This is a genomic window from Sporosarcina sp. P29 (assembly GCF_002743265.1).
Lineage (GTDB): Bacteria > Bacillota > Bacilli > Bacillales_A > Planococcaceae > Sporosarcina.
Genome location: NZ_PDYX01000025.1, coordinates 22,862 through 33,617, shown reverse-complemented (window position 1 = coordinate 33,617; position 10,756 = coordinate 22,862). Strand labels below are relative to the sequence as shown.

The window sequence follows — 10,756 nt, the reverse complement described above, 5'->3', positions numbered from 1 at the left end:
TTTTAAAAAGTAGTTACTTGAACTACACCAATGTCTTTTATTCAGTTTTGAGTGAATGAAATCTTTTTATGAAAAAGGATTGACTTTCTCACTCAGTTTGATATAATAATCATGGCTTTGAAAACAGTTCAGTGATGATGGCAAAGAGGTCACACCCGTTCCCATACCGAACACGGAAGTTAAGCTCTTTAGCGCCGATGGTAGTTGGGGGTTTCCCCCTGTGAGAGTAGGACATCGCTGGTCTGTTAGACAAGTTATAAAGAATATTATAACCACATTACATTATTCCGCAGTAGCTCAGTGGTAGAGCAATCGGCTGTTAACCGATCGGTCGTAAGTTCGAGTCTTACCTGCGGAGCCATTATGGAGAGCTGTCCGAGTGGCCGAAGGAGCACGATTGGAAATCGTGTAGGCGGTTTGCGCTGCCTCAAGGGTTCGAATCCCTTGCTCTCCGCCAGATGTACACTTTCATTCTATATGGCCCCTTGGTCAAGCGGTTAAGACACCGCCCTTTCACGGCGGTATCACGGGTTCGAATCCCGTAGGGGTCACCAATTATTTTGAAAATGAAGTATTCACAAGAGTTGTTTTTCAATATAACCCAGGAGGATTAGCTCAGCTGGGAGAGCACCTGCCTTACAAGCAGGGGGTCGGCGGTTCGAGCCCGTCATCCTCCACCATTTATTTCATAGTATTATCGCGGGGTGGAGCAGTGGTAGCTCGTTGGGCTCATAACCCAAAGGTCACAGGTTCAAATCCTGTCCCCGCAACCAAGGTCCCGTGGTGTAGCGGTTAACATGCCTGCCTGTCACGCAGGAGATCGCGGGTTCGATTCCCGTCGGGACCGCCATTTTATACATACGCTTCGAAAAGCGTCTTTCTAAAAATAACAAATGTGGCTCAGTAGCTCAGTCGGTAGAGCAAAGGACTGAAAATCCTTGTGTCGGCGGTTCGATTCCGTCCTGAGCCACCATTTATATGCCGGTGTAGCTCAATTGGTAGAGCAACTGACTTGTAATCAGTAGGTTGAGGGTTCAAGTCCTTTCGCCGGCATCCTTACTGGTGGGGTAGCGAAGTGGCTAAACGCGGCGGACTGTAAATCCGCTCCCTCCGGGTTCGGCGGTTCGAATCCGTCCCCCACCACCATTTAGGGGCATAGTTCAACGGTAGAATAGAGGTCTCCAAAACCTTTGGTGTGGGTTCGATTCCTACTGCCCCTGTATTTTTTAAATAAATAATAAATAATAATTGTGGCGGTCGTGGCGAAGTGGTTAACGCATCGGATTGTGATTCCGACATTCGGGGGTTCGATACCCCTCGTCCGCCCCATATTTTTTTAAAAATTATTAACACTCATTACTATACTGTAAGTGATCATAACATGGCGGGCGTGGCGAAGTGGTTAACGCATCGGATTGTGATTCCGACACTCGGGGGTTCAATTCCCCTCGTCCGCCCCATTAGTGGGGTATAGCCAAGCGGTAAGGCAACGGACTTTGACTCCGTCACTCGTTGGTTCGAATCCAGCTACCCCAGTCAGTTTTGCGGAAGTAGTTCAGTGGTAGAATACGACCTTGCCAAGGTCGGGGTCGCGGGTTCGAATCCCGTCTTCCGCTCCACTATGTTGGCGGCATAGCCAAGCGGTAAGGCACGGGTCTGCAACACCCTTACCACCGGTTCGATTCCGGTTGCCGCCTTATAATTTTATATAGTTACTTTAACACGTGCCCGAGTGGTGGAATGGCAGACACGTCGCACTCAAAATGCGATGCCGCGAGGCGTGCCGGTTCAAGTCCGGCCTCGGGTATCACTAAAAGAACACAGCATATGCTGTGTTCTTTTTTATATTTAAAAAAGTGAGAGTAGTCGTTGCCCATCAAAAGAGGTTACAGCGAGCTGTAGAGGCTTCTTGTAAAGAAGCGTTGGTACAATACATATCATGAACCTTAGGCGTGGCTGAATAGGGCTCATAGGCGAATGTGTAGATCTTGAGCTATTCAGGAGTAAATGAGAAACAAATAACATAGAGTAAACGAGTTTCTAAAGAGGCATGAGGGGTTTTATATCAATGCTTTATATAAAAGTTTCTAAAATACGTTGGAATTCAGTGATTTAACGTTTTTCTAGTAAAGGATAGAAAATTTTTCACTCGTTAAGTTTATTCCAATACTTTAAGAGTTTCGTAATCCTCCCTTGTATCGATATCGAATACCAGTCTTTTGTCGTTACAATTCAAAAACGTTCCTTGTTGAAGAAAATCACTTTGTAAAATTGCCCGTGCACCTTTATCTCCATGTAACTTCAAAAGGTCTGGATACATGGAGGAAGAAAATAGAACGGGTGGCGTAATGGCCTGTTCGGATGTAGTGGCTACGAATTTGCAGGGGGGTTTTTCACTCATGCAAGTAATCATCTCGGAAAGCATTTGAACCGTTATAAAAGGTTGATCGGCAAGCATGACAAGTACGCCATCGGCAAGATGTTCTCGAGCATGTTGAATGCCATAGCGCAAAGACTCAGAAAGGCCTTCATTTGAAGTAGGGCATTGGATGATTGAGCATTTAGCATGGGCCTTCATATGTGAAGGAATCCATTCCATATCGTCTGTATCTTTTATAATTACATAGACTTCGTCAAGTGGTGATTTCAATGCAGTTTCAAGTGCCAAGCTTCCGAGAGACATAGTACCAATAGGCAATGCTAATTTATGAGTACCCATTCGAGTGCTGTTTCCGGCGGCCAGATAAACGCCAACGATTTTCATATTAATTTCCCCCGTCGCACAGCAATGAGTTCCGCTACGATACTGACAGCGATTTCTTCAGGTCCATCCGCTCCAATAGATAATCCTACTGGTGAATGAACACTATTTGGAAGTACTCCATCAAATAGGCGCTTCGTTCTTTTTTTTGATCCTAAAATGCCGAAATACAATAACTTGTGTAGAAGTAACTGCCGTCCAATGTCAACGTCTAATTGAAAATCATGTGTCATGAGTACAACTGAATCCAACGGGCTAAATTTTGTATTTGAGAGTAGCTTTCTAACATCGCCAATTTGAATAGATGTTGCAGTTGGAAAGTGCACTTCATTACAAACATTGCTTCGCCAATCCAAAAGGTGGACCGCATAACCGAGATTCTCTGAAAGCCGTGCAAGTGGTCTTGCGTCGAGGCCAGCTCCAATTAAATAAAGTAAGGGTTGTGGCCAAACAAGCTGAAAATATACTAATTCTTCATCGAAGTACATTTGTTCAGCTTTTCTTTGAAACGGTATAATGTTATTAAAATTCAGTGTAACGTCTGATTGAATTTCCCCACATCGAATTCCATCTGCGGTTATACATCCATACTGTTTGTAGTCTGTTATGGATTGGAGAAAGTATGTAGGTTCATTGGATTGCATCTGCTTGTGTAGAAAATCAAGGACATCTCGAAAATCCTCATCAATATCACGTACCAATACTGTGACAACGCCGTTACATCCTGCACCACGTCCCCAATCAAGGTCGTCTTCAGAACTTAAATCATATTCAACAGTAACCACTTTGCCTGTCCTAAATAATTGTGTTGCACGACCATGTAAATCATTTTCTAAGCAACCACCGCTTATCATTCCGATTTGTGCACCGCTCTCTTGAATAAGCATCCACGTACCTTCCTTTCGATAGGAGGATCCATCCACATTAACTATCATTGCAAGCACAGCGGGTTGGGTATCAACCAAGACCGTTTCAATTATTTGCTGAATAGATTTCAATTTTTCACCTTCATCCTTTTTAATTACCTTATCCATTACGTAAACCTATTATTCATTTTTAAATATCATCTTCACATTATAAATTGGGCTTGGGATGGTTAGAATATGGAAGATCTATACTATTTCGAGGAGGTTGCATGTGGGCACTTACTTACTTCCAGTTATCATCGGGATTATTTTTGGCTTTGTTGCGCGAATGCTTTTATTACGTACTGATTTTCGGCAATATCCAACCTATCCTACTGGCAGGATTATTCATCTTTCCTTTGGATTCATTTCTGCTTTCATCGGTGCTGTAGCAATTCCCGCTGTTTTAGAATCAGACTGGACTGCCGTTACGTTTCTTGGCCTTGCAGCGACCCAGTTCCGTGAAGTTAGAAAAATGGAAAGGGAATCTCTTGAGAAGATCGATACATTCGAACTTGTGAAGCGTGGTGCACCTTTTGTTGAAGGAATGGCGCAGGCTTTTGAAAGCCGAAATTATTTAGTAATGTTCACGGCACTTGTGACTACATTGTGTGCCGTATTTTCATTTTGGATAGGAATTATCGGTGGGATTATCATGCTGGTTGTTGTGAAGTTCAATATGGCGGGGAAGTTTTTGAGTGATATCGCAGATGTTAAAGAAGCGGCAATCCGCTTTGAAGGGCCAACGCTTTTCGTTGACGATATATTAATTAAAAATGTGGGATTAGAGGATACGAGAAAAATCATTACTGAACAAGCGGTGGGTGCAATCGTTACACCGAAAAACCAAAACAGTATTGTTACATTGTCTTTTCTAGGACAGCGACAGGCGATGCTACATCATGTGGCTACTATTCTGGGGAGTTATCTTGACTCTGGTGAACCAGCTTTAATTCCGCTTACGAAGAGGGATATGGCAGACGGTCGAATCGCATTGTTTTTCTTGCCACGGGAAAAGGATTTTAATCAGATTAAAGCAGTGTTAGATAAAGTTCCTGTTCTAGATAGTGCAATTCGGATGCCAAAGGAAGCGGATAAGCACAACTCGTAAAATAAAAGAAACATATGTGGATTAAGTATTAGGGAGTTGACTAAATTGGGGAATGAGCACGCTGAAATTATTGCAGTCATTACGATAAAGCCGGAAGTGATTAAAGGGGGAGGCGCACCTGTATTCGTAGTGATAGATGAAAAGGAATTACAAGAAACTAGTATGACGATTGAGAAAGTGATGGATGCTTCAGCTCATGAAATTAATAAGGACACAATCATTATCGTAGCTCGGTAACTATAGTTTAGGAGGCGTTAAATGAATGGCGAATAAATCTTGGTCCACAGTTGGAAAACCTGAACAACGGATAGATGCGGTGGAAAAATCGACAGGAAAAGTTAGGTACATAGGGGATTACTCAGCTCCTGGACTTATGCACGCCAAACTTGTGAAAAGCACACAGGCCCATGCAAAAATTATCTCCATAGATACGACTGAAGCATGGAAAATGCCCGGCGTGCGTGCGATTATTACTGGTAAAATGTTTCCGTTCCATATAGGCCCTATATTGGCAGACCGGCCACCATTGGCATTTGAGAAAGTCCGTTATTATGGTGAACCTGTGGCGATTATCGTAGCAGATCATGAACATCAGGCAAAACATGCAACCGAGAAAGTGAAAGTTGTATATGAACCTTTACCTATTGTGAACTCCGTGCAACAGGCATTTTTAAAAGACGCGCCACTTGTACATGACAATGCTGAACAATACACGAAAATTATAAGCGATGTCTATCCGAAAGCGTCTACAAATATTGGTAGTCATATTAAAATTCGTAAAGGTGACTTTGATACGGCTTGGGCAAATAGTGAAGAAACCATCACAGCGACGTATTCATTTAATCTTTCAGATCATGTCGCGATGGAAACAAGAAGTACACGAGTTGAAATTAATCCAGCGGGAAAAGTCATTGTCCACTCTTGTAGTCAGTCTCCATTTACAATAAAAAAAGTACTCAACCAATTTTTTAATGTCGAGGTTGGAGATATCCTCGTTCACATTCCGATGGTAGGGGGTGCGTTTGGTGGAAAGGGAACAGTTCAGTTGGAACCACTAGCTTATTTGGCTTCGAAAGCAGTGGGTGGAAAAGTAGTGAAATTGGAGTTCGATAGGGAAGAAGATATGACAACAGCCCCTTGTCGTATTGGTTTCGACGCAACCGTCCAACTTGGGGTAACGAAAGAAGGCAAATTGGTTGCGGGGAAATATACGTATTTACTTGATTCAGGTGCGTATTCTGATCAAGCTGCGGGGATTACAAGAGCAGCGGCACTTGATTGTACAGGTCCTTACAATATTCCAAATGTATGGTGTGACTCATATTGCATGTATACGAATCATCCTTTTGCGACTTCATTTAGGGGATATGGACATCCCGAGTTAACGTTTGCAGTTGAACGAACAATGGATCAGCTTGCTGAGAAGTTGCAAATGGATCCACTTCAGCTTCGTATGATCAATGGTATTAAACCAGGACATACAACTCCCACACAAACCGTCTTGACAGCGAACAATATTGGCGATTTGGAGAAATGCATTAACCGTGCTAAAGAGCTAATCAAGTGGGATGAAGGACAAAAAGTTCAAAGTGGAAAAAACAAAGTGCGCACAAAAGGGATTAGTACGTTTTGGAAAACTTCCACGACGGCTACAAATGCACAGGCAGGCGCCATTATTATTTTTGAAGCAGACGGTAGCGTGAATTTAAATTGTGCAGCGATAGAGTTAGGACAAGGAACTAAAACGATACTCGGACAAATTCTTGCAGAAAAGTTAGGCATGGACATGAATAAAGTTCATGTCACAATGGAAGTCAATACACAATACGACCCTCACCAATGGCGTACCGTTGCGAGCAGTTCAACTTTCTTGGCGGGAAAGGCCGTCGTATTCGCTGCAGATCATGCAATTGCTCAGTTAAAGAAAACAGCTGCCGTTGTGTTGCAATGTTCTCCTGATGACTTAGAAGTTGGCGGTGGAAGGGTGTACTTAAAGCCTGATCCTACATTTGGTGTGGATATTAAGGATATTTCCTTAGGTTATACGTATCCAAGTGGGCATTCAATAGAAGGACAAATTGTCGGTATCGGGAAACATATACAGCGACATTTAACGCCGATGGATCAACAAACCGGTTTTGGGAAGCCCGGACCGTGGTGGTCGGTTGGTGTACAAGCTATAGAAATTGAATTAGACACAAGGGATTTTACGTATTCTATTTTAAAAGGCGTCACGGTCCTTGACGGAGGAACCATTATTAATCCTATGACAGCCACACAACAAATGCGTGGCGGCATGTATATGGGCTTGAGTTATGCGACAAGCGAAAAGTTTGTCTTTGATGAACAGGGGATTGTACAAAATTCAGACCTTCGGGGTTATCCAATGTTGCGTTATGGTGAACAACCAACAGAATATCTTGTGGATTTTATCGAGAGCCCCGCAATAGATGGACCTTTTGGTGCCCGTGGAATAGGTGAATATGGCGTTATTGGAGCACCCGCATGCTTGGCCAACAGTCTTTCCATTGCAGCTGATGTGGAGTTAAATGAATTGCCGCTTACACCAGAATCTATTTGGCAAAAGAAGAAGGAGGGAACTAAATGATTTCTTTTGATTTTATGTACTTTCAACCTTCTTCTATTACTGAAACAATTGATATGTACAACGGGGTTCATGAACAAGGTGAAAAAGCTATGTACATCTCCGGTGGCACTGAATTTATTACCTTTGCCCGTACGAATAAGGTTTATGCAGATGCGATAATTGATAGTAAAGGAATTCCCGAATGTAATGTGTTGGAAATGCGAAATGATGATGTAGTAATTGGAGCGGCAGTTTCATTAAATAAAATTACCAATTCCAACCTATTTCCATTTCTGGGGGCAACCGTTAAACAAATTGCAGATCACACCTCGCGAAACAAAATTACGATCGGTGGGAATATTAATAGCAAATTGATATATAAGGAAAGTGTTTTACCGCTTTTGCTAGTAGATGCGAGAGTAAAAGTTGTGAAGGGGACTGATGTAAGAGTTGTCTCCTTGAAGTCCCTATTTGATAGGAAAATGAAACTGTCTCCAGGGGAACTGCTTCTTCAAATTATTATTGATTCATCCTATATCGAGTTGCCGTATATAAGTTTAAAAAGAACCAAGTTTTCGAAAGTAGGCTATCCTGTCGTGTCAGTGGCGGCAATTTTGAAGGAAAATCAATTACGAGTTGCTTTTAGCGGTGTGTGTGATTATCCTTTCAGATCTGATGAAATAGAGGCGATACTAAATGATTCAACCATCCCTATTGTGGATAGAATAGACAAAGTCCTGGGCAATCTACCTTCAAGTATCGTGGATGATCTTCAAGGTTCTAGAGAGTACAGGTCATTTGTATTGAAAAATGTATTACTAGACGTCATGGAAGAAATGGAGATGGGCGAATGAATTGGCAAAACGCAACATCTAAAGCTATTATTCATTTACATGTGAACGGGGAAACACAGGAAGTAGTTGTTAGAAATGCGGATACTTTGCTATCTACTTTAAGGGAAAAGCTTGGATTAACAGGCGCTAAACGGTCGTGTGAAAATGGAGATTGCGGGGCGTGCACGGTACTTATTAACGGAGAACCCAGCCATTCTTGCCTATCACTGGCAGTTGAAGTAGTTAATTTACCAATTACAACAATTGAAGGACTATTAGATTCGCCTGTTCGAACGGCTTTTATTGATAAATGGGCGATTCAATGCGGGTTTTGTACACCCGGTTTTATCGTCAATGGTCATGCATTACTGACCAACCATCCAAATGCGAAAGAAGAAATCGTGGAGGAGTGGTTGCAATCCAATATTTGCAGATGTACAGGATATCAAGAAATTAAAGATGCAGTGAATTCTTTGATTGTAGAAAATGATGATTCCATAAATAAAACACATCCAAGACTTTCAAAGTAGAAAGTTCTGGATGTGTTTTTTACCCTTTTTTAAAGCTTTGATTTCCGCTGTTGAGAGATTGAATGAGCTGAAGTGTTTGCGCGGCTTGCTCAATTTGTTGTTGTACTTGTTCTAATTGCTGTTGTTCAGCAGTCGTAGATTGTGTAATAGAGATGCCTTGCATATAATTTAGCTGCTGAACTGCTTGTTGCAGTTGTTGTTGTGCTTGTTGTAACGTTGCCAAGTCTGACATAGAGGACATTTGCTGAAGTGATTGTACCGCCTGTTGCATGGCTTGTAATGCCATCTTCTTTTTGGTGGTGAATTGTTGTTCTACTAGCGATTGGTTATCCTTCAATTGTTGTTGCTGCTGTTTTATTTGTTGTTCTTTATAGCTTTGACCTTGTTGCTTGTTCTGCATATTCATTCCTCCTCACCCAAATTATTTATTTCACTATAGTCTACCCCGATTCATGCTATTTATAAGGATGGGATTCTCAAGAAAAACTGATTTACTATTCTCCAGATAACCTTTGGTAAGCTAAATGCCGCCTATTTTTGTAGTGACAAAATATAAAAAAACCTGCTGCCTGTCAAAATGACAGGCAGCAGGCCATAGAGGAGAAATATGAAAGGGTGTTACTCAGTAAGGGATCATTGCCATGGACGTGGTTGGTAATAGGTCATTGGTCAATGTGTAAAGGGTAACAAGTAATGGGTTTAGCAAGTTTGTGTTCATATTTCCCACTCTATGCCTCAAAAAGGAGTCTCACCTTTTTGAGGTTAGAAGTAGTTAGCACCATCGAAGTCAAGAACGATTGTATAGTTTTTCATGTTGATGCGATTCGATAATTGATGCGCTGCTTTTTCCGCTTGTTGTGCTTTCAATCGATATTCTTCTGGATCAAACAATGCTACACGATAAATCGTAGTCGATTCGGCAAAACCATATTGGATTTCTTCTTTACTTGCTAAAGAGAATTGTTTATAGTAAGAAGACTTTGCACGCAGTTGGATAGCCAGTTCGATAGCTTCAACTAATGGTAGTTGTTTGTCTTCAAACTCTACTGTATTTGTGCTGTTTGCTACGTAGATGAGATAATCTAGTTTGCGTTGATCTAGTCTAACTTGTTCCATCTCAGCTTCTACGTCCTTTAATGTTCGGCTAATTATAGGACGTGGTGCGCCTTTTTCAACCGTTACAAAAGCCACTCGTTGGGCTTCCGTTTCCAATTCACGAATTTGCTTAGATAGAATACTTTTTAATTTAATGCCTTCAGCTAATGTAATATTCATGATTCCACCTCTTTTGTTAGGATAAAGTTAGGATTTTGACTATCCAATACAGAACTTTGATAGTCTCCTCCGTTTATGCTAGTAAACATTTTGCCGCAAGCTTCAGCTAATTGTTTAGCCTTTTCTTGTTCCAATGAAGGCTGGATGAAAAGCAGTTGTATGATGTTTTCGGTTTCCTCTGTTACGGCTGTTCGTATAGAATCGACATACGGGCTACCGAATGGACTGTAACCATCACTTAGGAGTAAAATGTTTTCAAAGGTATTGAATTGATTATTCAATCCTTCGTAGCCGTCCTCAGCGCTGCCGACAGACAACATAATATCTCCGGCTATTTTGTCAGCATCATAAATAACTGTTGGGATTTCGTATTGCAATGAAAAGAACGTGTTCAGATCTTCTGCACTATGGAAGGAAGAAGTATAGCGACGATCTTTGATCTGTTGTAAGAGTAATTGAAGAGCTGGTGGCTTAGTCGATGGATCTGCACCTAGAGTTGTCCAAATGGATTGCCATTGCGCTAGACCATTGAAATCTGCGAAATCTTTATCAAGTAGTTCGAAATATAATTGTTCTTGAAATAATTGTAGTCGTCCTTTTAGCATCTGAGGTGATGCAGAGACGATTGTTTTGTTATAATAGATTATGCCTAATTTAAAATCAGGGATTTTCGTGAATATAGAAGAATCAATAGTAAGTTGCATCAGTACCACCTGCTTGTAATTTTACTTCATCTTATCATAAGGGAGGCGGG

General features: G+C 41.6%; 10 protein-coding genes, 16 tRNA genes and 1 rRNA gene. 22 read left to right on the top strand and 5 right to left on the bottom strand.

Going from position 1 to position 10,756, the window contains the following annotated elements; all coding sequences use genetic code 11:
- Nucleotides 1–127: 127 nt before the first annotated feature.
- The 17 genes from rrf (at nt 128) to CSV68_RS14835 (ending at nt 1,807) form a co-directional block, all read left to right on the top strand.
- Nucleotides 128–243 (top strand): 5S ribosomal RNA (gene rrf, locus CSV68_RS14915).
- A 43-nt stretch (nt 244–286) separates the two neighbouring features.
- Nucleotides 287–361, top strand: a tRNA-Asn gene (locus tag CSV68_RS14910).
- 4 nt (nt 362–365) lie between these two features.
- A tRNA-Ser gene (locus CSV68_RS14905) sits at nt 366–457 on the top strand.
- 22 nt (nt 458–479) lie between these two features.
- Nucleotides 480–554, top strand: a tRNA-Glu gene (locus CSV68_RS14900).
- Nucleotides 555–604: 50 nt separating this feature from the next.
- Nucleotides 605–680, top strand: a tRNA-Val gene (locus tag CSV68_RS14895).
- An 18-nt stretch (nt 681–698) separates the two neighbouring features.
- Nucleotides 699–773, top strand: a tRNA-Met gene (locus CSV68_RS14890).
- 1 nt (nt 774) lies between these two features.
- Nucleotides 775–850: transfer RNA gene (locus CSV68_RS14885), tRNA-Asp, on the top strand.
- 47 nt (nt 851–897) lie between these two features.
- Nucleotides 898–973 (top strand) — tRNA-Phe (locus CSV68_RS14880).
- Between the two features lie 7 nt (nt 974–980).
- Nucleotides 981–1,053 (top strand) — tRNA-Thr (locus tag CSV68_RS14875).
- Nucleotides 1,054–1,061: 8 nt separating this feature from the next.
- Nucleotides 1,062–1,146, top strand: a tRNA-Tyr gene (locus tag CSV68_RS14870).
- 3 nt (nt 1,147–1,149) lie between these two features.
- Nucleotides 1,150–1,220, top strand: a tRNA-Trp gene (locus CSV68_RS14865).
- A 33-nt stretch (nt 1,221–1,253) separates the two neighbouring features.
- Nucleotides 1,254–1,329: transfer RNA gene (locus tag CSV68_RS14860), tRNA-His, on the top strand.
- 55 nt (nt 1,330–1,384) lie between these two features.
- Nucleotides 1,385–1,460 (top strand) — tRNA-His (locus tag CSV68_RS14855).
- A gap of 4 nt (nt 1,461–1,464) precedes the next feature.
- Nucleotides 1,465–1,536 (top strand) — tRNA-Gln (locus CSV68_RS14850).
- Nucleotides 1,537–1,544: 8 nt separating this feature from the next.
- Nucleotides 1,545–1,619 (top strand) — tRNA-Gly (locus tag CSV68_RS14845).
- Nucleotides 1,620–1,626: 7 nt separating this feature from the next.
- Nucleotides 1,627–1,697, top strand: a tRNA-Cys gene (locus CSV68_RS14840).
- Between the two features lie 29 nt (nt 1,698–1,726).
- Nucleotides 1,727–1,807 (top strand) — tRNA-Leu (locus tag CSV68_RS14835).
- Between the two features lie 351 nt (nt 1,808–2,158).
- Here the strand turns inward: CSV68_RS14835 and CSV68_RS14830 are convergent.
- Both CSV68_RS14830 and CSV68_RS14825 read right to left on the bottom strand, forming a co-directional pair.
- Entirely contained in the window at nt 2,159–2,764 is a 606-nt protein-coding gene (locus CSV68_RS14830; protein ID WP_099662533.1) for a nucleotidyltransferase family protein, read from the bottom strand.
- The gene (locus tag CSV68_RS14825) at nt 2,761–3,795 is read right to left on the bottom strand and encodes an XdhC family protein (RefSeq protein WP_099635337.1); all 1,035 of its coding nucleotides are present in this window, start codon (nt 3,793–3,795) and stop codon (nt 2,761–2,763) included. Before CSV68_RS14825 ends, CSV68_RS14830 begins: the two co-directional genes overlap by 4 nt.
- A gap of 58 nt (nt 3,796–3,853) precedes the next feature.
- Between CSV68_RS14825 and CSV68_RS14820 the strand changes: the two genes are divergently transcribed.
- The 5 genes from CSV68_RS14820 to CSV68_RS14800 are packed head-to-tail and all read left to right on the top strand — an operon-like array spanning nt 3,854 to nt 8,727.
- Complete coding sequence (locus CSV68_RS14820; RefSeq protein ID WP_099662532.1) at nt 3,854–4,777, top strand: YIEGIA family protein; 924 nt, start codon at nt 3,854–3,856, stop codon at nt 4,775–4,777.
- A gap of 45 nt (nt 4,778–4,822) precedes the next feature.
- The gene (locus CSV68_RS14815; RefSeq protein ID WP_099635339.1) at nt 4,823–5,014 is read left to right on the top strand and encodes a capping complex subunit for YIEGIA; all 192 of its coding nucleotides are present in this window, start codon (nt 4,823–4,825) and stop codon (nt 5,012–5,014) included.
- A gap of 25 nt (nt 5,015–5,039) precedes the next feature.
- The gene (locus tag CSV68_RS14810; protein ID WP_099662531.1) at nt 5,040–7,385 is read left to right on the top strand and encodes a xanthine dehydrogenase family protein molybdopterin-binding subunit; all 2,346 of its coding nucleotides are present in this window, start codon (nt 5,040–5,042) and stop codon (nt 7,383–7,385) included.
- Nucleotides 7,382–8,218 (top strand): FAD binding domain-containing protein, encoded by an 837-nt coding sequence (locus CSV68_RS14805; protein WP_099662530.1) that lies wholly within the window; start codon nt 7,382–7,384, stop codon nt 8,216–8,218. Before CSV68_RS14810 ends, CSV68_RS14805 begins: the two co-directional genes overlap by 4 nt.
- Nucleotides 8,215–8,727 (top strand): (2Fe-2S)-binding protein, encoded by a 513-nt coding sequence (locus CSV68_RS14800; protein WP_099635342.1) that lies wholly within the window; start codon nt 8,215–8,217, stop codon nt 8,725–8,727. The genes CSV68_RS14805 and CSV68_RS14800 overlap by 4 nt, the downstream gene beginning before the upstream one ends.
- Nucleotides 8,728–8,746: 19 nt before the next feature.
- Here CSV68_RS14800 and CSV68_RS14795 read toward each other — a convergent pair whose 3' ends face one another.
- The 3 genes from CSV68_RS14795 to CSV68_RS14785 all read right to left on the bottom strand — a co-directional run bounded on the left by CSV68_RS14795 (nt 8,747) and on the right by CSV68_RS14785 (nt 10,706).
- On the bottom strand, nt 8,747–9,127 hold the full coding sequence (locus tag CSV68_RS14795) for a hypothetical protein (RefSeq protein ID WP_233190502.1): 381 nt from the start codon (nt 9,125–9,127) through the stop codon (nt 8,747–8,749).
- A gap of 362 nt (nt 9,128–9,489) precedes the next feature.
- Complete coding sequence (locus CSV68_RS14790) at nt 9,490–10,005, bottom strand: hypothetical protein (protein ID WP_099635344.1); 516 nt, start codon at nt 10,003–10,005, stop codon at nt 9,490–9,492.
- The gene (locus CSV68_RS14785; RefSeq protein WP_099635345.1) at nt 9,999–10,706 is read right to left on the bottom strand and encodes a B3/B4 domain-containing protein; all 708 of its coding nucleotides are present in this window, start codon (nt 10,704–10,706) and stop codon (nt 9,999–10,001) included. The genes CSV68_RS14790 and CSV68_RS14785 overlap by 7 nt, the downstream gene beginning before the upstream one ends.
- Nucleotides 10,707–10,756 lie beyond the last annotated feature (50 nt).